The 20,734-nt window shown below is 72.3% G+C and carries 18 protein-coding genes; 6 read left to right on the top strand and 12 right to left on the bottom strand.

Annotation, left to right across the window (positions count from 1 at the left end; translation table 11 throughout):
- Positions 1 to 244: 244 nt before the first annotated feature.
- Positions 245 to 550, bottom strand: a complete 306-nt coding sequence (locus ABH926_RS32295; protein ID WP_370369685.1) for an SHOCT domain-containing protein — start codon at positions 548 to 550, stop codon at positions 245 to 247.
- 147 nt (positions 551 to 697) lie between these two features.
- Between ABH926_RS32295 and ABH926_RS32290 the strand changes: the two genes are divergently transcribed.
- From ABH926_RS32290 to ABH926_RS32275, 4 genes are all read left to right on the top strand, one after another.
- Positions 698 to 1,573, top strand: coding sequence for a universal stress protein (locus ABH926_RS32290; protein ID WP_370369684.1), 876 nt, complete (start codon positions 698 to 700; stop codon positions 1,571 to 1,573).
- A gap of 143 nt (positions 1,574 to 1,716) precedes the next feature.
- The gene (gene ppdK / locus ABH926_RS32285) at positions 1,717 to 4,395 is read left to right on the top strand and encodes a pyruvate, phosphate dikinase (protein ID WP_370369683.1); all 2,679 of its coding nucleotides are present in this window, start codon (positions 1,717 to 1,719) and stop codon (positions 4,393 to 4,395) included.
- 93 nt (positions 4,396 to 4,488) lie between these two features.
- Positions 4,489 to 4,623 (top strand): hypothetical protein, encoded by a 135-nt coding sequence (locus ABH926_RS32280; RefSeq protein ID WP_370369682.1) that lies wholly within the window; start codon positions 4,489 to 4,491, stop codon positions 4,621 to 4,623.
- Positions 4,620 to 5,483, top strand: coding sequence for a universal stress protein (locus tag ABH926_RS32275; RefSeq protein WP_370369681.1), 864 nt, complete (start codon positions 4,620 to 4,622; stop codon positions 5,481 to 5,483). Before ABH926_RS32280 ends, ABH926_RS32275 begins: the two co-directional genes overlap by 4 nt.
- Positions 5,484 to 5,548: 65 nt before the next feature.
- Here ABH926_RS32275 and ABH926_RS32270 read toward each other — a convergent pair whose 3' ends face one another.
- The 7 genes from ABH926_RS32270 to ABH926_RS32240 all read right to left on the bottom strand — a co-directional run bounded on the left by ABH926_RS32270 (position 5,549) and on the right by ABH926_RS32240 (position 10,938).
- Entirely contained in the window at positions 5,549 to 6,424 is an 876-nt protein-coding gene (locus ABH926_RS32270; RefSeq protein ID WP_370369680.1) for a 2-oxo acid dehydrogenase subunit E2, read from the bottom strand.
- Positions 6,425 to 6,549: 125 nt separating this feature from the next.
- The gene (locus tag ABH926_RS32265) at positions 6,550 to 7,590 is read right to left on the bottom strand and encodes a zinc-dependent alcohol dehydrogenase family protein (RefSeq protein WP_370369679.1); all 1,041 of its coding nucleotides are present in this window, start codon (positions 7,588 to 7,590) and stop codon (positions 6,550 to 6,552) included.
- Positions 7,591 to 7,730: 140 nt separating this feature from the next.
- Entirely contained in the window at positions 7,731 to 8,075 is a 345-nt protein-coding gene (locus ABH926_RS32260; RefSeq protein ID WP_370369678.1) for a hypothetical protein, read from the bottom strand.
- Between the two features lie 153 nt (positions 8,076 to 8,228).
- Positions 8,229 to 9,098 (bottom strand): universal stress protein, encoded by an 870-nt coding sequence (locus ABH926_RS32255; protein WP_370369677.1) that lies wholly within the window; start codon positions 9,096 to 9,098, stop codon positions 8,229 to 8,231.
- A gap of 144 nt (positions 9,099 to 9,242) precedes the next feature.
- Entirely contained in the window at positions 9,243 to 9,752 is a 510-nt protein-coding gene (locus ABH926_RS32250; RefSeq protein WP_370369676.1) for a hypothetical protein, read from the bottom strand.
- 3 nt (positions 9,753 to 9,755) lie between these two features.
- A complete protein-coding gene (locus ABH926_RS32245; protein ID WP_370369675.1) occupies positions 9,756 to 10,376 on the bottom strand; it encodes a hypothetical protein in 621 nt (206 codons plus the stop codon).
- Positions 10,377 to 10,539: 163 nt separating this feature from the next.
- On the bottom strand, positions 10,540 to 10,938 hold the full coding sequence (locus ABH926_RS32240) for a hypothetical protein (RefSeq protein WP_370369674.1): 399 nt from the start codon (positions 10,936 to 10,938) through the stop codon (positions 10,540 to 10,542).
- 213 nt (positions 10,939 to 11,151) lie between these two features.
- On the opposite strand from ABH926_RS32240, the gene ABH926_RS32235 reads away from it, so the two are divergent.
- The gene (locus tag ABH926_RS32235; RefSeq protein ID WP_370369673.1) at positions 11,152 to 12,306 is read left to right on the top strand and encodes a cation:proton antiporter; all 1,155 of its coding nucleotides are present in this window, start codon (positions 11,152 to 11,154) and stop codon (positions 12,304 to 12,306) included.
- Positions 12,307 to 12,434: 128 nt separating this feature from the next.
- Here ABH926_RS32235 and ABH926_RS32230 read toward each other — a convergent pair whose 3' ends face one another.
- From ABH926_RS32230 to ABH926_RS32215, 4 genes are read right to left on the bottom strand one after another with little or no spacing between them, the layout of a single operon-like run.
- A complete protein-coding gene (locus tag ABH926_RS32230; protein ID WP_370369672.1) occupies positions 12,435 to 13,307 on the bottom strand; it encodes a universal stress protein in 873 nt (290 codons plus the stop codon).
- Between the two features lie 39 nt (positions 13,308 to 13,346).
- Positions 13,347 to 16,052: a GNAT family N-acetyltransferase gene (locus ABH926_RS32225; protein WP_370369671.1), complete on the bottom strand. Its 2,706-nt coding sequence runs from the start codon at positions 16,050 to 16,052 to the stop codon at positions 13,347 to 13,349.
- Entirely contained in the window at positions 16,049 to 18,442 is a 2,394-nt protein-coding gene (locus tag ABH926_RS32220) for a phosphoketolase (RefSeq protein ID WP_370369670.1), read from the bottom strand. Before ABH926_RS32220 ends, ABH926_RS32225 begins: the two co-directional genes overlap by 4 nt.
- A complete protein-coding gene (locus ABH926_RS32215; RefSeq protein WP_370369669.1) occupies positions 18,439 to 19,875 on the bottom strand; it encodes an MBL fold metallo-hydrolase RNA specificity domain-containing protein in 1,437 nt (478 codons plus the stop codon). The genes ABH926_RS32220 and ABH926_RS32215 overlap by 4 nt, the downstream gene beginning before the upstream one ends.
- A 225-nt stretch (positions 19,876 to 20,100) precedes the next feature.
- Between ABH926_RS32215 and ABH926_RS32210 the strand changes: the two genes are divergently transcribed.
- Positions 20,101 to 20,670, top strand: coding sequence for a hypothetical protein (locus ABH926_RS32210; RefSeq protein ID WP_370369667.1), 570 nt, complete (start codon positions 20,101 to 20,103; stop codon positions 20,668 to 20,670).
- Positions 20,671 to 20,734: the final 64 nt, after the last annotated feature.

The following is a 20,734-nucleotide window of genomic DNA, read 5'->3' as shown; positions in this document are numbered from 1 at the left end:
CGGCACCCGCCACCACACCCCACCCACCATCCGGCACCACCCAGCCACAGCAACAAGATCAAACTAAGCTACGTGGCATTGCCGCCGGAGGCGCCTTTAGCCCTTAGCCCTTGACCTCGCCCTTGACCTCGCCCTTGTCCACGCGAACCACCGGCCGCCAGTGCCGTGTGTGGAACGACGCGGCGGGCGGCCGGGTGAGACCACAGTGACGTCCTCCCGCCGTGCCCGCTCGGTTGTGCCCGGATCAGGACCCGCCCGGTTGCTGCGGAGGCTGCCCGTGCAGCACGGTCAGCCGCGCGGTGTACTCCTTCTCGTCGATCTCGCCGGCGGCGAAGCGCCGGGCCAAGACCTGCTCGGCGTCCTGGTCTGGCGGGGGTGCGGTGGGCAGGTGCGCGTGGGCGGAGCTCAGGCGGTAGAGCGTCACCCCGACGGCGATCAGGAGCGCCCAGAAGGCCAGCATGCCGAGGGTCATCAGGAAGCCCCAGGCTCCGATGCCGTGGTGTCCGTACTGGTACATCATCGCGGTCGTCTCCTTCAGGTCGGTCTCCACGAGATCAGCGTGGCGACCGGTCGCGCTGGGCCGTAGGGCCTCGGGACCCGCGCACGGCGGGTCCAAGGGCACTGTCCGGGCCGGCCGGACGCCACGAGGCTGGCTCCGGCACCCACCACCGACCAGCCCTTCGAGGAGGAGACCGCTGTGAGCCAGCCCGTCATCGTCGGATTCGACGACACCGAGCACAGCACGTACGCCGTGAGCTGCGCCGTCCGGGAAGCCGTCGCCAGAGACGCGACGCTGCGCCTGGTCCACGCCTATCAGTGGATCCCGCCGGGGACCTTCGGCCTGCCGCCGGGGATCGCGGCGGAGGCGGCCGTCGCCGCCGCGTCCCAGGCCATGCTGGACAAGGCCGCCGTCCGACTGCGTGCGGAGAATCCCGGCCTGACCGTGCACACCGTGTCGGCCGGCGGCGACCCGGCCGGGGCGCTCGCCGGCCAGGGACGTGACGCCTCGCTCGTGGTGGTCGGGGGACGCGGCCGCGGCGGGTTCGTCGGCCAGCTGCTGGGCTCGGTGGCGCTGCGTGTGCTGGACCTCGCGACCTGCCCGGTCATGGTCGCCCGCGGCGCCGGGTCGCCGGCCACCGGCCGGATCATGGCCGGCATCGACGTCGACCGTCCGGGTGCCGGTGCCGGGATCCTGGAGTTCGCGTTCGCCGAGGCGGCGCTCCGGAACGCGGAGGTCTTCGCCCTCCACGTCTGGGACGACCCGTCGCCGCTGTACGTCGCCGACAGCGGGTTCGCGGACGAGATCATCGACGCTGTCCGGGTCAACCGCGTGAACCTGCTCGCGGCGGCGCTTGAGCCGTGGCAGGAGAAGTATCCGAACGTCCGCGTCTCGTGCCAGGCGTTCCCCGGGACGCCCAGCCGCATGCTCGTCGACTCCACCCGGCTCGTCGACGCGCTCGTCATCGGCGGCCTCGCGCGCACCGGGGAACAGCCGGGCATGCGGGTCGGCGCGCTGGCGCACACCGTGCTGCACCACGCGCACTGCCCGGTGATCATCGTCCCCGAAGGCTGAACGCCGCGTCGGGTGCCCGGGGTCAGGGTCGAAAGTCCCGCTTCCCGCCCCTCCGTTGGCCTCTGCCAGGGTCCTGTCGCGCGGACGACGCTGAGGGTGAGTTTTCGTGGGCCGATCGAGCCCGACGCAGCGAGGAGCTGGTGATGGACAAATACGTGTACAGATTCGCCGAAGGCGGCCGGGGCATGGCCGAGTTGCTCGGCGGCAAGGGCGCCGGGCTGGCGGAGATGACGCGGATGGGGCTGGACGTCCCGCCGGGGTTCACCGTCACCACCGAGGCGTGCCGCGTCTTCCTGGAGACCGGAGCCGAACCGGCGAGCCTCCAGGACCAGGTGACCGACGCCTGGAAGCAGTTCGAGGACGAAGTCCGCGAGCGCTTCGACGCCGACCGCCCGGTGCTCGTCGCGGTCCGCTCCGGAGCGAAGCGCTCGATGCCGGGCATGATGGACACCGTCTTGAACGTCGGGCTCAACGATCAGAGCGTCGAACGGCTCGCCGTCTGGTCGGGCGACGAGCGCTTCGCCTGGGAGAGCTACGCCAGGTTCGTCCGCTCTTTCGCCCTGACCGTCCTGGGTATGGACGAGGAGCCGTTCGAGGCGGTCTTCCAGGAGTACCGGGACGCCGCCGGCGACTGGCGCGACAGTCTGACGACCGAGCATCTTCGTTCTCTGAGCCGGGTCTACCTGAACATCGTCGAGGAGGAGACCGGACGTCCGTTCCCGCAGGATCCGCGGCGACAGCTGGATCTGGCCATCCGTGCGGTGTTCGGGTCCTGGGACGGCGAACGCGCCCGGGTCTATCGCAAGCGCGAACACATCCCCGACGACCTAGGTACCGCGGTCAACGTCTGCCTGATGGTCTTCGGCAACCTCGGCACGGACTCCGGGACCGGCGTGGCGTTCACGCGCGATCCCGCCACCGGCGCCCCCGGTGTGTACGGCGACTACCTGCGGCACGCGGTCGGCGAGGACATCGTCGCCGGCGTCCGCAACGCGGTGGCGCTGCAGGAGTTGGAGCGGTTGGACCCGAAGTCCTTCGCCGAGCTGTGCGACAACCTCCGCGCGCTGGAGAACCACTACCGCGACATGTGCGACATCGAGTTCACCGTCGAGCGCGGGAAGCTGTGGATGCTGCAGACCCGCGTCGGGCAGCGCAGCGCGGCGGCGGCGTTCCGGATCGCCGCCGATCTCGTCGACGAGGGACACATCACGCGCGAGGAGGCGGTGCTGCGCGTCACCGGCGACCGTCTGGCGCAGCTGCTGTTCCCGCGGTTCGACGACCGGGCCCTGCCGGCACGGCTCGCGACCGGTGTGGCCGCGTCCCCCGGCGCCGCTGTCGGACGCGTGGTGTTCGACGCCCACGCGGCCGCGAGCCGCAACGCCCGCGGCGAGACGGTGATCCTGGTGCGCCCGCAGACCCGGCCCGAGGACCTGCCGGGGATGCTGGCCGCGGCCGGCATCCTGACCAGCCAGGGCGGCAAGACCTCGCACGCGGCCGTCGTCGCGCGCGGTCTGGGCCGGCCGTGTGTCTGCGGCGCCGAGGAGCTCACCGTCGACGTCGACCACAAGCGGTTCACCACCGCCGACGGCACCGTCGTGCACGACGGCGAGTACATCTCGATCGACGGCACGAGCGGGCACGTCTACGCCGGCGAGGTCCCGTTGATCGCCTCGCCGCTGGTCCGGCACTTCCAGGGGACGCCGGACGACGGATCCGGCACCGAGGACGCCTCGGTGCCGGCCGTGGACAGGATCCTCGGGTGGGCCGACGACTGCCGCCGCCTGGGCGTCCTGGCCAATGCCGACACGGTCGCCGACGCCGAGCAGGCGCGGCGCTTCGGCGCGGCCGGCATCGGCCTGTGCCGCACCGAGCACATGTTCCTGGGCGAGCGGCGCCCGCTGGTCGAGGCCCTGATCCTGGCCGACACCCCGACCGGACGGCGGGAGGCGCTGGATGCGCTGCTGCCGCTGCAACGTACGGACTTCACCGGGATCCTTCGGGCGATGGACGGCCTGCCGGTGACGGTCCGGCTGATCGACCCCCCGCTGCACGAGTTCCTCCCGGACCTCACCGAGCTGTCGGTGAAGGTCGCGATCGCCGACGGCCACGATCCGTCCTGGGTGCACGACACCCACGTGCTCGAAGCGGTGCGCCGGATGCACGAGCAGAACCCGATGCTCGGCCTGCGCGGCGTCCGTCTCGGCCTGACCGTCCCGGGCCTGTTCGCGATGCAGGTGCGGGCCCTGGCCGAGGCGGCGGCGGCGTTGCGCGCGGACGGATTCGACCCGCGGCCGGAGATCATGGTCCCGCTCGTGGGCGACGCCCGCGAGCTGCGCATCGTCCGGCTGGAGGTCGAGCAGGTCCTGGCCGAGGTCGCCGCGGCCACCGGCGTCACCGTGCCCTGCCCGATCGGCACCATGATCGAGCTGCCGCGCGCGGCGCTCACCGCCGGTCAGATCGCCGAGGCCGCCGACTTCTTCTCCTTCGGCACCAACGATCTGACCCAGACGACCTGGGGCTTCTCCCGCGACGACGTCGAGGCCTCGTTCTTCCCCGCGTACCTGGACCGCGCGGTGTTCCAGACGTCCCCCTTCCAGACCATCGACCCGGTGGTGGGGCAGCTGGTCCGCACGGCGGCGGTGGCGGGCCGCGCGGTGAAGCCCGACCTGGGGCTCGGCGTGTGCGGCGAACACGGAGGCGACCCGGAGTCGATCCGGTACTTCGACGAGGCCGGGTTGGACTATGTCTCCTGCTCGCCCTACCGGGTCCCGGCCGCGCGGCTGGAGGCCGGACGCGCCACCCTGCTCGGCAAGGCGCCCTGATCGCGCGGCGCCTCGGGCCCCGGCGGCGGCACCGCCGTCGAAACGGGACCATCGGCCCTGTTCGTCCATGTATCCAGGACATGTCCTGGATACATGGACGAACATCGTCTCGACGAAGTGATGGCATACCTGGTCCTGGCCGTGCAGTCCGGGGCCGCTGCCGGGGACTCGATGTCCTGGCCGGCGTTCGCCGCGGTCGAGCGCCCGCTCCGGGAGCACGCGACATGACCGGCACCGGTCACCGCGTGGTCGTCGGAGTCGACGAGACCGACGACAGCCTCGTCGCCCTCGACGCGGCGGCGGCCGAGGCGGCGCTGCGCCGGTGCCCGCTGCACGTGGTCCATGCCGACCCCTTCGCCACGGCCGCGAGCACGGACGCCGGGCCGTTGCCCGACGCGCCGGGGCGCTGGGTCACCCGGGCGATGAGGCAGGCCTCGGCCGCACATCCAGAGCTCACCGTGACCGGGGAGGTGGCCAGAGGGTTCGCACAGCCGGTGCTGGTTCAGGCGTCGGGCGACGCCGAACTCGTGGTCATCGGCGGATGCGGCCTGCGCGCGCCGGCCCGGGCACTGGTCGAGACGGTCGCCGGCGGCTTGGCCCTGCGCGCGTCATGCCCGGTTCTGGTGACCGCCGGCCGCGGCACTCCGAACGGCTCGATCGCCGTCGGCGTCGACGGCTCGCCGCCTTCCCGGGCCGCGGTGGGCTTCGCCTTCGCCGAGGCGGACCTGCGCGGTCGTCGTCTCGCCGTCGTTCACGCCTGGTCCAGGCCCGGGCCGCGCAACCCGGGCGGGGTGCTTCCGATCGACTTCGACGCCATGTCGGTGCGCGCGGGGGCCGAGCGCATGGTGGCCGAGTCGTTGGCCGGCTGGTGTGAGAAGTACCCCGACGTGCGGGTGCGGACCCTGGTGGTCCACGGACGCCCGCGCGAGGTGCTGACGGAGATCGGGCAGGCCGAGTCGCTGCTCGTCGTCGGCACGCGCGGCCGCACGGTGCCGCCGGTCCCCGAGCTGGGCTCGGTGAGCCGGCATCTGCTGTACCGGGCGCCGTGCCCGGTCGTGGTCGTGCCCCGGTACTGGGCCGAGCCGTAGCCGAGGAGACATCTGGAGACAACCGCGGTCGCCTGCCGGCTCAGCGGAGCGATTGGGGTACGTCGTCAGCGGTCGTGGGCGCCGTTCGCCGACGCCGTCTGTGACGCTCTTTGTGGCTGGGGCAGCACTATTGCCTGCCGCCAAGGCTTCCTGGTCCGCAGGGGGTGGAGGACCTCCGCGCGTTCGATGGCGGAGCACAGCCGTGTGGCGAAACGCGCCGCCTCCGCTTCGCCCACCAGGCCGTGGTCGAAGACCAGGGTCAGGTTGAGGATGTCGTGCCGTTCGATGACGTTGCCCGTCTGGTGCGGGCGGTCGCTGACGCTGCCGATCACCACGTGCAGGGGCATCAGCGTGGACGCCGGAACGCCGAACGCCTCGCCGACGTCGTGCATACCGGTGGTGGTGACCATCACCGTGCCCATCCGCTGGCGCAGCCGCACCGAGCGGTCCAAGACCGTGTACACAGTGCGGACGAGGCCGGGGATCCTGGCGAGCAGGGGGAAGCGCTCGAAGACCCCTGAGACGGATGAGGTTTCGGCGGCGAGCAGTTCCGTGGATATCCGCGTGACGTCGCGCGCGTCGGCGTCGCGGACGACGTGGAACACGGTACGGGACCCCCGTTCATCCTGGACCGGGACCATGACGTCGACGTGGCGATGCACGATCAGCCGTCCGCGCCAGTCCCGGTAGGCGTGCACCGTGGGATGCTCGGCCGCGGCCCGTGCCACGGACGCTGTGACGAAGCCGGTGAGGGACAACGTCTCCGGCGACATCGCCATCAGCCTGCGCGCGGCTGTCACGTCGGCCGTCATCAGGTAGTGCATGGTGGACCGGTGACGGCCCGCCCGATCGGCGCCGATCGCCAGCCGACGGGCCGTCGGCAGCGGGCGGACCTCGATGCCACGGGTCCGCGCCGACCTGGTGTCTTCTTCGGATCGCATGGTGTGCTCCTCGCGTCGGGGGTGCCGGCGCTGATAATGGGCCGACGCTGCGCCGAGGCCGACGCGGCAGTCATCGATGATGAGCTTGACGGGAAGCTTCGAGCGGCGAACCAGGCAGCTCTCGGTCAGCTCCGGCTCAGGACCACCTTGAGCGCGCCGGTGTCCGCGGCGTCGGCGAAGACCTGGTAGGCCTGTTCGAAATCATCGAGGGCGAAGCGGTGGGTGACCATGGGGCCGACGTCGAGCTGCCCGGCCTCCAGCATCCGCAGCAGTGTCGGCGTGGAGAAGGTGTCGACCAGCCCGGTGGTGATCGTGACGTTCTTGATCCACAGGTCTTCCAGGTGCAGGGTCGCGGGCTTGCCGTGCACGCCGATGTTCGCGACGTGGCCGCCGGGGCGGACCAGCGTGGTGCACAGCTCGAAGGTCTCCGGGACGCCCACCGCCTCGATGACGACGTCCGCGCCCAGGCCGCCGGTCAGGGCCCGCACCACCTCGGCCGGGTCCTGGTCGGGCTGAATCGTGGAAGAGGCGCCGAAGTGCTTGGCGGCCTGCAAGCGGGAGGCGGCCTTGTCGATCGCGATGATGTGCGAGGGGGAGAACAGCCGCGCGGTGAGGATGGCGGCCAGGCCGATGGGTCCGGCGCCGACCACGACGACGGTGTCGCCGGGCCGGACGTGTCCGTTGAGGACGCCGACCTCGTAGGAGGTCGGCAGGATGTCCGCGAGCAGCACCGCGGACTCGTCGCTGATGGTGTCCGAGAGCTTGTACGTGGACAGGTCGGCGAACGGCAGCCGGGCGTACTCGGCCTGCACGCCGTCGGTGGTGTGGCCGAGGATCCAGCCGCCGCCGGCCAGGCACTGGCCGTAGGCGCCGGCCCGGCAGAAGCGGCAGGTGCCGCAGGCAGAGATGCACGAGGCCAGGACCCGGTCGCCCGGGGTCAGCGTGCTGACGCCGGATCCGACCTCGACGACGGTGCCGACGGCCTCATGGCCCAGGACGGTGCCCGGCTGCGTCTCGGGCACGTCGCCCTTGAGGATGTGCAGGTCGGTGCCGCAGATGGTGACCGCGTCGACGCGGATGATCGCGTCGCGCGGGTCTGCGATGGCCGGATCGGCCTTGTCAGTCCATACCTTCTTGCCGGGGCCGCCGTAGACGAGCGCCTTCATGACTGGAACCTCCATGGGTCGGATGCGGACTTCCTAGCGGACTTCCTCCGACACCCAGACTCCTGCGACTCCGATCCGGGCCGTAGTGCCGTGGGGCCCGGGGGCGTCGGGCCGAAAGGCCCTGCGCGCCCCGTGACCGGCTAGAGCGCGCTGATCGTCTCGGTCAGCATGGCGGCGAGCCGTCTGCGCTCGTCCTCCAGGTGGGCCTGTTCGGCCAGCCAGGCGTCCCGCCCGGCACGATCGCCGCGGCGCGGTCTGCGCCGGTCCAGGTCGTCGACCGCCATGTGCCAGCACAGGTCCTCCACGGCCAGGCGCAGCAGCATCGGGTCGTTCTCCGCCATGGTCAGCGGCACCGTGGTGCCGGCCGAGGCCAGGTTCAGGCTCCGGGCCCGCAGGGCTGCCCGTTCCCGGCCGCGTCGCGTCGGGAGCTGCCACCGCCTGCGGCGCGGTGCTGGGACGAGGGTGCCCAGCGAAGGAACGGTCATGACACTCGCCTCCTGGAATCCTGTGTCGGCCGGGCATCAGAGCCCTTGTTCGAAGCATCGCCGGGCCGGGGCCGTGGCCGGGAGGGCCCGAGGTCACCTCACCGCGGGACCGACGGCCCGTGCCCGGCCGGGACGTTCAGCCCGGCCCGGAAATCACTGGGGTACCACGGCGACGGGGCATTCGGCGTGTTGCAGCAGTGTTTGTGTGACTGGTCCGATGAGCATGCCGTGGCGTCCTTCGCCGTGTCGGCGTGCGCCGGTGACCAGGAGGTCTGCTCGGTGGGATGCCTCGACCAGCAGGGCGGAGGCTGAGCCGATGGCGAGTTGGTGGAAGGCGTGGACGTCGGGTTGTTTGGCCTGGGCGGCCTGGACGAGGCCGGCCAGGCGGTCGTCGCGTTCGCGTTCGATGCGGGCGACGTCGTCGGCGATGCCGGGGTCTTGTTGGCCGTAGGCGACGATCCAGGGTTCGTCCCATACGTGGGTGACGGTCAGGCCGGCTCCGCGGCGTGAGGCTTCTTCGAAGGCGAAGGCGAGGATGGTGTCGCAGTCGGTGTCGATGTCGACGGCGGCGATGATCCGGTCGTGGGTGTCGTCGGTGTCGCCGCGGGCCACGATGACGGGGCAGCAGGCTTCGGCCAGGGTGCGCATGGAGGTGGAGCCGAGCATGAGGCCGTGGAAGCCGCCGGTGCCGCGGTTGCCGACCACCAGCAGGTCGGCTTCGTGGCTGGCGGCGGCGAGTACTTTGCCGGCGTAGCCGGCGACGGCGCGGGCTTCGACGGGCAGGTCGGGGTGGCGTTCGCGGACGCGGCCGGCGCCGTATTGGGCGATTTCCTCGGCGGCTTTGCGTGCGGTGGCTTCGGTGTCGGCGGGGGTCATGCTGTGCGGCTCGGGCGGGGTGAGCCAGTGGTAGGCGGAGATGACGAGCAGGGATCCGCTGCGGCGGGCGGCTTCGCGGGCGGCGACGCCGAGCGCGTGCTCGCCCGGGCGGGTGCGGTCGTACCCGACGGCGACGGTGGTGTTCATGAGGACCTCCACGGTGGGAGTGGTCTGTGCCTACCTTTCACGCTTGTCGCGGTCGGTGGTCCGGGCCAGGGCTTGAGGTCCCGGTGCCGACCGGGCCGTTGGACCCTGTGGGCCGGCTCTCGCGGTCGGCTTCTGAAGCCGGCTTCAGAAGCCGGCTTCGAGACGGTCCTGCTCGTCGCCTGCCAGTCCGGCCGTGTCGTCGACGACCTGGTGGACCAGGGCCCGGACGTCGTCGGGGCCTCCCGTGCCGAGGCGGCCGGCCAGTGCCTCCGCCTGCGCGACGTGCTCTTCGAGGCGCTTGCGGAGACGGAGCAGCCGGGTCTGCTCGGTGTCCATCGCCTGACGGACATCGAGGAGTTCGGTGAGGAAGGCGTGGGCCTGCAGCCGCTCCTCGCGGAGTTCACGGGCGACGTCGGCGGAGCCGTCGGCGTCAGCGGCCGCGGCGTCGCTTTCCAGCCGGGCGACGGTGGTGCGGCTCCGGGCGATCTCGGTGTCGACGTAGGCCCGCTCATCGGCCAGTTCGTCCAGGTCGCGGAGCAGGTCCGCCAGCATCGCCCGCTGCCGCCAGCGGGCGGTGGTGAGCTGGGCGGCCGGGTCGCTGTGACCGTCCCGGCCGTACCGCAGGGCGTCGGCGATCCGGCGGATGAGTTCCATCGCTCACACCTCCGGCACCATCACGACGGTCACGGTTTCCTCGAGGTCCCTGCGGCCGCGCAGGGCCCGGCGGACCATGCCGGCGGCCTCGGCCCTGGCGATGTCGTCGGACGAGCCCAGGACGTACACGAACACCGCCGTCGACGCCGCGGCGTGGGTGACCGCGACGTCGATGTCGCCGTGGTAGCCGTTGGCCCGCAACGCTTCGCGCGCCACCCGCTCGGCGTCCCGGCGCACCGCCGCCTCGACCGGCCGGGTCAGTTGCTCACAGGTGCCGACCAGCTCATCGGTGGTGCAGACCGCCGCGGCGTCGATCCAGGGGAAGCGTTCGGTGTCCGCCGGCCCGGTCACGATCAGCGGCAGATGGTTGCGCAGCGCACAGCAGGCACCGAACTCACGTGCGGTCGGGAGGGCCGGCGCGTCCGGGGAACGTGCGTCGATCACCGCGCCGATGTCGGCATCGGTGCGCAGCGGGCAGTGCCCGATCCCTCGCAGCACGACGCATCCGTCTTCGTCCGCGCGGTGGTCGGGGTGGCAGAAGGAGATGTCGTAGCCGGCTTCCCGGAGCCGCTGTTCGGCTTGGTCGGCCGCTCCCGGAGCGGACTCCGTCAACAGGACTCTCATGGGCCCGCACCTCCTGGCTCCGGACGCTCTCGTACCTGGACCACTCCCCGCATCTCCAGTCGATCGCGGCGGGAGCGTGTGCTCCAGGGGCGAACGACCCGGATGTCCAGGGGCCGATGGCGCCGGTTCCCCGGAGCCGGCGGGACCTTCGCCCGTGACCGGCTCAAGGCAGGAAGGCGCACCCGCCGACCTTGCTGTCGTCCACGACGGGGATCCGGGCCCTGATCACCGCGTGCGTGCGCCCGGATCCGTCATCACCCCGCGGACCGAGCCGGCCGCGGGCCACGAACAGGACGTGGTCCGGGTTCGGGAGTTCCATGACGTCGGCGTGGAGGGCGTCGGCGTACGCGGCGAGGACCGCCGTGGGGTCACGATGGCCGCCGCCGTTCTCGCGGTCCAGGGAGTGGATCTCCGCGTGCACCGTGTGCGAGGGACCGACGTACCAGTGCAGCAGCGGCAGGGGATGGTCGGCGTCGGGGCCGTGCTCGGTCACGAACACAGCCAGGTCGTGCAGGACGTCGCGTTCGTTTCGCCACATTTCCTGGGCGATGACGGTGGTCATGGCGTCTCACAGAATGATCGTCGGCCGGCTCGGTCGCCCGGCCTGCTTCTCCCACGATGACCGGTGACCGGGGGGCGCCGCCACGGCCGAAGGACCTGTCATGCCAGAGGCGGACGGTCTCAGCCCGCGTCGCCCCGGTGAGCCCCCCGCCGCACCACTGTCCGCGCCGGAGGTGTTCACTGTGGGAAGGACGCCTCGGCGAAGGAGGAACAGGTGAGCCTGGCCGTGCTCGCGCTGGTGCTGGCCGTCGGCCTGGTCGGCCCGCTGCTGGCCGCCGTGCGCCACGGAGCCGTCCCGGTCGCCGTCGGCGAGATCCTGGCCGGGGTGGTCGTCGGCCGCACGGGGTTCGGGTGGGTGGATCCGAGCGAGCCGGTGCTGGTGTTCCTGTCGCAGGCCGGGTTCGCCCTGATCATGCTGGTCGCGGGCAGTCACGTTCCGGTCCGGTCGGCTCGGCTGCGCCCGGCGCTGGGGCGCGGCGCGGCGCTGGCGGCCTTCACCGGGGCGCTGGCGGTCCCGGCGGGGCTGGGCATCGCCGCGCTGGCCGGGACGGGGCACGGCTGGATGTACGCGGTGCTGCTCGCGTCGAGCTCGGCCGCGCTGGTGCTCCCGGTGGTCCAGGACGCCGGACTGTCCTCGACACCGGCGTTGGTGATGATCGCCCAGGTCGCGGTGGCGGACACCGCGGCGATCGTGCTGCTGCCGCTGGCCGAGCAGCCGTCCCGGGCCGGGCACGCCGCGCTCGGGGTGCTGGCGGTGGCCGGTGCCAGCCTGGTGGTGTTCCTGATCGTGCGCCAGGCTCGCAGGCGGGGCTGGCAGCGCCGGTTGCACCGGTTGAGCCGGCGCCGGAATCTCGGGCTGGAGCTGCGCGAGCAGCTGATCATCCTGTTCGGTCTGGCCGGTCTGGCCGAAGCGGTGGGCGTCTCGGTCATGCTCGCGGGGTTCGCGGCCGGTCTGATCCTGGCGGCCCAGGGCGAGCCGCGCCGCCTGGCCCGCCAGCTGTTCGCGGTCGCCGACGGGTTCCTCGGACCGGTGTTCTTCGTCTGGCTCGGTGCGTCGCTGCAGCTCGACGACCTCGTCCGGCACCCTCGCCTGATCGGTCTGGCCGGCGCCCTGGCGGCGGCCACGGTCGCGGTGCACGCCGCGGCCCGGCTGCTGGGCCAGCCGCTGCCGCTGGCGGTTCTGGCCGGAGCGCAGCTGGGAGTGCCGGTGGCGGCGGTCACCATCGGCGAGCGCGCGGGGCTGCTGAAGCCCGGTGAGGGCGCGGCGATCCTGGCCGCCGCGGTGGTCGGTCTCGCGGTGACGGCCTGGGCCGCGGTGATCGCCCGGCGCGACGCGGCGCGGCGAGAGGCGTCCGCGCCCGCCGGCTGAGGCGGTTCGCGGTACGGCACCACGGCGTCGGCGATCGCCGTCGGCCGACTCCTGAGCGCGGTCGCGGAGCGGGTCACCTCCTTGACCTCGGTGCCGGTCAGGGAGATGCCCGCTTCGGCGCGGCTTCGTCACCGCGGGACGACCGCCACCGGGCAGTCGGCGTGGTGCAGCAGGGTCTGCGCGATCGGTCCGGGCCGCATGCCGAGGTGGCCGTCGCCGCGGCGGTGCGCGCCGACGACGATCAGGTCGGCGTCCTCGGTGCGGCCGGTCAGCACCGCGCTCGGGGTGCCGTCCGCGACCTCGACGGTGAGGCGGACGGCAGGGTACTTCGTCCGCCAGTGGTTCAGCCGGGCCTCCATCGTCTTGCGGATGTCGGTCACGGCCTGGGCCTTGGCGGTGTCGAGGTCGTCGGCGGAGTCCGGATCGGCGGAGCCGTTCCAGTCCAGGTCCCAGACGTTGACCGCGCGCAGTCGGGCGCCGCGCGCGGCGGCCTCGGCGAAGGCGAACTCCACGACCTCGTCGGCGGCGTCCTCGATGTCGAGCGCGAGCACGACCGAGTCGGCCGGCTCCCGGGGCTTGCCGCGCACGATCATCGTCGGACACGAGGCCAGGGTCAGGGTGCGCATCGACACCGAGCCGAGCAGCAGGCCGGCGAACCCGCCGCGGCCGCGGTTGCCGAGCACCAGCAGGTCCGCGTCCCGGGACGCCTCGGCCAGCGCCTCGGCGGTCGGGCCGGCGATGACCGCCGAGTCCACCGGCATCCCGGGGTAGCGGTTCCGCAGCCACTGCACGCCGTCGCCGGCGATCTTGCCGGCGATGTTCTTGACCGTGGTCTGGTAGTCCACCGGCATGTAGCCCATCGGCGACACGACGGCGACCGCGTGGTAGCCGGTGACCACGGTGACCGCCGCGTCGCGCCAGGCGGCTTCGCGTCCGGCCTGGGCCAGGGCGCGGTCGCCGGACGGGCTCTGGTCGTAGCCGACGACGATGGTGCGCTTCATGATGTCTCCTTATGTTGCGCTCGGCGCCACTGCTTCGCCTCAGCGAAGGCGGCGCAGGTAGGGGTCGGTGGGGGTACGGGGCTCCACCCGGATGCGGAAGTCCGCCGCTGTGACGCCGTCCGGGGTGGCGATCAAGGGGTTGATCTCGGCCTCGGCCACGCAGGTCTGCTCGGCGGCCAGCAGCGCCAGCCGGGACAGCACGTCGCGGACCTGGCCGATGTCGCCGCCGGGCCGTCCGCGATAGCCGGCCAGCATGCGCGCGGCCCGGGTGGCGTGCACGAGCTCGTCGGCGTCCGCGCCGGTCAGCGGGGCCAACCGGTAGGCGCGGTCGGCGGCCAGGTCGGTGACGGTGCCGCCGATGCCGAAGGCCACCAGCGGGCCGAAGATCGCGTCGCTGTCGACGCCGGCCAGCAGCTCCACACCGTCGGCCGCCATCTCCTGCACCACCACCCCCGAGAGCCTCTCGCCGAACTTGTCGTGCAGCCGGCGCCAGCCGGCACGGACCTCATCGGGACCGGACAGGCCCAGCAGCACGCCGCCGACGTCGCTCTTGTGGACCAGCTCGGGCCAGTACGCCTTCAGCGCGACTGGACCGTCCCACACGTCCGCCGCGGTGAGAGCGGTCTGTTCGTCGGCGGCCAGCACCAGGCGCGCGCAGCGGATGCCATAGCAGGCCAGCAGATCGGCGGCGCGGTCCGGCGGCAGCCAGCCGCCCTCGGGGTGCGCGGCCAGGAACAGCGAGATCAGACGTGCCGCGTCCTGCGAGCGGGCATCCGGCAGCCGCGGAACCTCGCCACCCGGTCTGCGCAGCCATTCCGCGTAGTCGCACGCGTGGCTCAGGGCCCGGACAGCGGTCTCGGCGTCGCCGTAGCACGGCATGAACCGTCCGTCGGCGCCCATCACGGTCTCGACCCCGGCGGCTTGGTCCACCAGGACCGCGACCACGGGCAGCGGACCGGTCCGGGCCTCGACCGCGAGCGTCGGCGGCAGTTCCGCCAGCGCCGTCGGCACCAGCAGCAGGAGCACGGCGTCGACCTCGCCGGAGACGGCCACGGTCTCCACCGCGCCGCGCAGCGCGGCGGCGTCCGCCCCGGCCCCGGCATCGACCGGGTTCGCGCAGGACGCGGCCGGACCGAGCAGGGCGCTGAGACGTTCGCGCAGCGCGGTACTGAACTCCGGGACGGTGAGCCCGGCCTCGGCGCAGGAGTCCGCGGCCAGTACCCCGGTGCCGCCGGCGTTGGACACCACCGCGACCCGGCGCCCGGTCGGCAGTCGGCCGGTCCGCAGCAGCGCGGCGGCCTCGATCAGCTCGGCGACCGAGCGCGTCGCGACCACACCGGCCTGCCGGTACAGCGCCTCGCGCGTGATGCCGGGGGTGACGGCCGCGGCGGTATGGGAGGCCGCGGCCCGGGACCCGGCTGCGGAGCGTCCGGCCGCGACGGCCAGCACCGGCTTGGACCGTGCCACGCGCCGGGCGTAGCGGGCGAACTTGCGGGGGTTGCCGAAGGACTCCAGGTGCAGCAGCACCAACTCGGTGGCCGGATCGGCCGACCACCAGGCGAGCAGGTCGTTGCCGGAGACGTCGGCCTTGTCGCCGAGCGAGGCGAAGGAGCCGGCGCCGATTCCCAATCGGGACAGGTGATCCAGGATCGCGATGCCCACGCCGCCGGACTGCACCCCGATGCCGGCCGTGCCGCCCAGCGGGGTGTGCGGGCCGAAGGTGGCGTCCATCGAGATGCCCGTGCCGAACGAGGCGATGCCCAGGCCGTTCGGGCCCACCAGCCGCATGCCGTAGCGGCGGCAGACCGCCTTCAGCGTGGTGCGCACCGATGCCGGGACCGAGGAGGTGACGGCGGTCAGGGCCCTGATCCCGTGGCGGCCGCACGCGATCGCCGCCTCGACCAGGCCGTCCGCCGGAACGGCCAGGATCGCCAGGTCGATCCGGTCCGGCAGCAGGTCGACCGTGTGCGCGCAGGGCACGCCGGCGATCTGGTCGGCGTGCGGGTTCACCACGAACAGCGGCCGGTCGAACCCCGCGGCCAGCAGATGGTCCAGGATCGCGCGCCCGACTCCGCCCGGGTTGCGTCCGGCGCCGACCACGGCCACCGCGCGCGGCCGGAACAACGGTTCCAGCGACGCGGCGCTCGCCGCGAACTCGCGGTCGGCGACGACCTCCAGATACGCGTCGTCCTCGGTGAGGTCGATCTCGTGGAAGACGGTGCCGCCGTGCTCGAAGGTCGCACTGTGGTGCAGTCCCGCGGAGGCGATGACCCGCTTCATGGCCAGGTTCTCCGACAACGTCTCGGCCACGAAGGTCCGGATGCCCGCTGTCCGTGCGGCGCCGGCGAGGTGTTCCAGCAGCAGGGTGCCGATGCCGAGGCCGCGGTGGCCCTCGGCGACGGTGAAGCCGACCTCGGCGGCGTCGGCGTCCGCCCGCAGCCGCCAGGCCTCGCCCTCGCCGATGATCTCCTCGTCCTGGCCGTGGTGCGCCACGACCACCAGCGCGATCCGGTCCGGATGCGGATCGCACAGCCGCTGCGCGGCGCTGCGTCCGGCGGCGCTGCCGGAGGCGAAGAACCGCATGCGCAGGCTCTCCGGGGACAGCGCGGCGAACATCGCGTTCAAGCCGTCGAGATCCTTCGGCGTCGTCGGACGGAGGGACACCGTGGTGCCGTCGGTGAGCAACGCGTGGACGGCTTCTTTCGCCAGGGCGGGTGGCTGGGCCGTGGGTAGCGTGCCGGTCATGCCGTCCACTTCCATTCCCGGATCTCCGGCATGTCCTCGCCGTGCTCGACGATCCAGCCCCGGTGCCGGGCGCGGGCGTCGGTCATGGCCTGCCGGACCGACGCGGCCTTGGGCGCCAGCCGCGGCACCCGGTCGATGACGTCGCAGACCAGTTGGAAGCGGTCCATGTCGTTGCGGACCAGCATGTCGAAGGGCGTGGTGGTGGTGCCCTGCTCCTTGTAGCCGCGCACGTGCAGGTTCTCGTGGCCGTGGCGGCGATAGGCCAGGCGGTGGATCAGCGAGGGGTAGCCGTGGAAGGCGAAGATGACCGGCTTGTCGACGGTGAAGATCGCGTCGAACTGGGCGTCGGGCAGGCCGTGCGGATGCTCGGATTCGGGCTGCAGGCGCATCAGGTCCACGACGTTCACCACGCGGATCCGTAGTCCGGGCAGGTGCTCGCGCAGCAGCTGCGAGGCGGCCAGGACCTCCAGGGTCGGTACGTCGCCGGCGCAGGCCAGCACCACGTCCGGTTCGGTGGCCAGGTCGTCCTCGGTCCCGGCCCACTCCCAGATGCCCAGACCGCGGGCGCAGTGCAGCTCCGCCTCCTCCGGCGTCAGCCAGTCCGGGCTCGGGTTCTTCCCGGCGACGATGACGTTGACCAGGTCCCGGCTGGTCAGACAGTGCTCTGCGACCGACAGCAGGGTGTTGGCATCCGGCGGCAGGTACAGCCGGACCACATCAGCGGTCTTGTTCGCGACGTGGTCCAGGAATCCGGGGTCCTGGTGGGAGAAGCCGTTGTGGTCCTGGCGCCACACGTGCGAGGTGAGCAGGTAGTTCAGCGACGGCACCGGCGCGCGCCAGGGCAGTGCCCGCGCGGTTTTGAGCCACTTCACATGCTGGTTCAGCATCGAGTCGATGATGTGGATGAAGGCCTCGTAGCAGGAGAACAGTCCGTGCCGGCCGGTGAGCAGGTAGCCCTCCAGCCAGCCCTGGCACAGGTGCTCGGACAGCACTTCCATGACCCGGCCGTCGGGGGCCAGGTGGTCGTCGCCGGGCTTGGTGGGCAGCATCCAGGTCCGGTTGGTGACCTCGAAGACCGGGTCGAGGTGGTTGGAGGCGGTCTCGTCGGGGCCGAACAGCCGGAAGGTGCGGTGCGCGGCGTCGGCGGCGATGACATCGCGCAGCCAGGTGCCGAGCACCCGGGTCGGTTCGTGCAGCGTCTCGCCGGGCTTGGCGACCGGCGCCGCGTAGGGCGCGGTCTGCGGCAGGTCCAGCGAGCGGGTCAGGATGCCGCCGTTGGCGTGCCGGTTGGCACCGATACGTGCCTCGCCGTCCGGGACGCAGGTCAGGACGTCGGGCTTGGGGCGGCCGAAGTGGTCGAACAGTTCGTCGGGCCGGTAGGACTTCATCCAGTCGACCAGCATGTGCCGGTGCTTCGGGTTCTCCCGGACTTCGGCCAGCGGTACCTGGTGCGAGCGGAAGGTGCCCTCGATCTGCACGCCGTCCACGGTGTGCGGGCCGGTCCAGCCCTTGGGCGTGTGCAGGATGATGACCGGCCAGGGCGGGACGCCGTCGTGGGCGGCTTTCGGGTTCCGTTTGGTGCTTTGGATGAGGCGGATGGAGGCCAGCGCGGAGTCCAGAGCCTCGGCCATCTTGTGGTGCATCGTGTGCGGGTCGTCGCCGAACACCCAGCGGGGGTCCCAGCCGTGGGCGGCCAGCAGGCCGTCGAGCTGTTCGCGCGGGATCCGGTCCAGCACGGTCGGGTTGGCGATCTTGTAGCCGTTCAGGTGCAGGATCGGCAGGACCGCGCCGTCAGTGGCCGGGTTCAGGAACCTGATGCTCTGCCAGGAGGTGGCCAGCGGGCCGGTCTCGGCCTCGCCGTCGCCGACGACGCAGGCCACGATCAAATCCGGGTTGTCGAAGGCGGCACCGAAAGCGTGGGCCAGGCTGTACCCGAGCTCGCCGCCCTCGTGGATCGAGCCGGGGACGTTCGCGGCGATGTGGCTGGGGACGCCGCCGGGCGCGGAGAAGGCCGCGAACAGCTTGGTCATGCCGGCCTCGTCGCGGGTGACGTCCGGGTAGTGGTCGGTGTAGGTGCCGTCCAACCACGAGCAGGCCAGCGCGGCCGGACCGCCGTGGCCGGGGCCCAAGACGGTGATCAGGTCCAGGCCGTTCTGTGTGATCAGGCGGTTGAGATGCGCGTGGACGAAGGACAGGCCGGGGCTGGTGCCCCAGTGGCCCAGCAGCCTGGGCTTGATGTCGGACGGCTCCAGGCCGCGGTGCAGCAGGGCGTTGTCCCGCAGATAGATCTGGCCGGCGGACAGGTAGTTCGCGGCACGCCAGTAGCAGTCGACGGCGCCGAGATCAGCGCCCCCGCTTCGGGGGGCGTGGATGGGGGCGTGGATGGTCATGGCAACAGGACCTTTTCTCCCGGGCGGGGGACGACGGTCGTCCACCGCAGGCGTTCGGTGATGCGCTCGCGCAGGAACTCGGCGGCTGTCGGCTCGCCGTGGACCAGGTAGGTGGTGTTCGGGGCCGGCACGGTGCCGAGCCATTCCAGGACTTCGGGGTAGTCGGCGTGGGCCGACAGGCCGGACAGCTGCACGATGCGCGCGCGGACCGGGACGTAGCGGCCGTGGATCTTCAGCGCTGTGGCGCCTTCGGTCAGGTCGCGGGCCCGGGTGCCGGCGGCGGCGAACCCGACGATCAGCACGGTGGTCCGCGGGTTCGGCAGCATCGTCTCCAGGTGGTGCAGGATCCGGCCGCCGGTGGCCATGCCCGAGGCGGAGATCACGATCTGCGGGCCGTTGTGGACGTCGATGCGGCGGGACTCCTCCTGGGTCCGGGCCAGGCGCAGACCCGGCGGATTCAGCTCGGCGAGGCCGTTGTCGGTGACGGTCGGCAGGAACTGGGGACGGCGGTCCTTCAGGGCCTGGGCGTAGACGTCGAGCGCGGACAGGGCCATCGGGCTGTCGACGTAGATCGGGACGTCGCGCAGCACACCGCGCCGGGCCAGGCCGGCCAGCTCGTGCAGGATCATCTCGGTGCGGTCCACGGCGAAGGCCGGGATGAGCACCGTTCCGCCGTGTCTGAGCGTGGAGTCGACGGCGTCCTCGAACCGCGCCGCGGAACCGGCGTCGTCGTGGCGGCGGTCGCCGTAGGTCGACTCCAGGACCAGGGTGTCGGCGCCCTGGAACGGTGCCGGCGGCCGCAGCAGCGGATGGCGCGGGCGTCCCAAGTCGCCGGAGAAGACGATCGTCGAGGGCTGCGACGCGCCGTCCGGCCCCTCCAGGGTCAGCTCGGCCCAGGCCGAGCCGAGGATGTGGCCGGCGTTGCGCAGGCGGGCCTGGACGCCGTCGGCGATGCGGGCCGTGGTGTCGAAGTCGAGCTCGGCGAAGTACTCCAGGCAGCGTTCGACGTCCTTGGTGTCGTACAGCGGCAGCGCCGGCTCGTGCTTGCTCCAGCCGTGCTGGTTGGCGTGCTCGGCGTCCTCCTCCTGCAGATGCGCGGAGTCGCGGAGCACGATCCCGGCCAGCCGGATGGTCTCCGGCGTGGCGTACACCCGGCCGGTGAAACCGTCCCTGACCAACCGGGGCAGGTAGCCGCAGTGGTCCAGGTGGGCGTGCGTCACCACCACCGCGTCGATGTCGGACGCCGCGACCGGCAGCGGCTCCCAGTTGCGCCGCCGCAGCTTGCCCAGCCCCTGGAACAGTCCGCAGTCCACGAGCACGGAGGAGCGCGTGGTGCGGACGAGGTACTTGCTTCCGGTGACGGTGCCGGCGCCGCCCAGGAAGGTCAGCGTGGTATTTCCGGGAAACCGAGCTGCGTCCTGTGGTGCGCTCATGGCTACTCCTCGCCTGCCGAGATGGCCGGTCGGCGGCCACACCGCCAGCATCGTCCGGGGCGTTCCGGCCCGGCAGCGGCGCACGGCCCGGTTCGAACGGGACTTTCGGCCCGGTGGAAAAGGCGCCGCATGGCCGGTTCGGCGGCGGCGCGGTCGCAGGACTCTTTCGGTGGCACCGCAACCAGACATCGAAGAAACCCAGCGAACGTCCAATCGGAGGACACCATGAACATCACCCCCCGCGGCCTGGCCACCGGCATCGCGTCCCTGACCGGTGTGGCGCTGATCGCCGCCGGCCCGGTCATGATCTACGAGGGTGTGCACGGGCAGCACGAGGTCCGCAGCCAGCTCTCCGAGCAGCTGATCAGCTTCCCGGCCAAGGGCTCGGCGAGCCTGCCGGCCGCCCAGGCCGCCTACGCCGGACAGCAGGTCACCACCGGCGGTCAGGCCAAGGCCTACGCCGACATGATCGAGACGCACATCAAGGAGGCCACCGGCGGCAAGACCTACTCGCAGGTCTCCGCCGCGGCCATGGCCGCCCCGAACGACACCAAGCTGGCCGGCCAGAAGCAGACCGCCTTCATGGGCGAGTCGCTGCGCGGCTCCCTGATGGGCGCCTACCAGGCCTGGGAGGTCACCTACCTGGTCACCGGCCTGGGGCTGGCGTTCCTCGGGATCGGCGTGGCCACGCTGGCCGTCACCGGCCTGACCGAGGTCTCCCGCCGCAAGCTCCACGTCCCGGACACCATCGCCGCGCTGGCCGAGAATCCGAGCCCGGGGCAGCCGCTGATGTAGCCGATACCGCTGGTGACGCCGCGGGACCCCGCAAGGCCGGGGTCCCGCGGCGTCGTCGTGGTAC

Source organism: Catenulispora sp. GP43 (genome assembly GCF_041260665.1).
Classification (GTDB): Bacteria; Actinomycetota; Actinomycetes; order Streptomycetales; family Catenulisporaceae; genus Catenulispora.
Note: the sequence above shows the minus strand (reverse complement) of the source record. Positions and strands in the feature narration are given on the sequence as shown.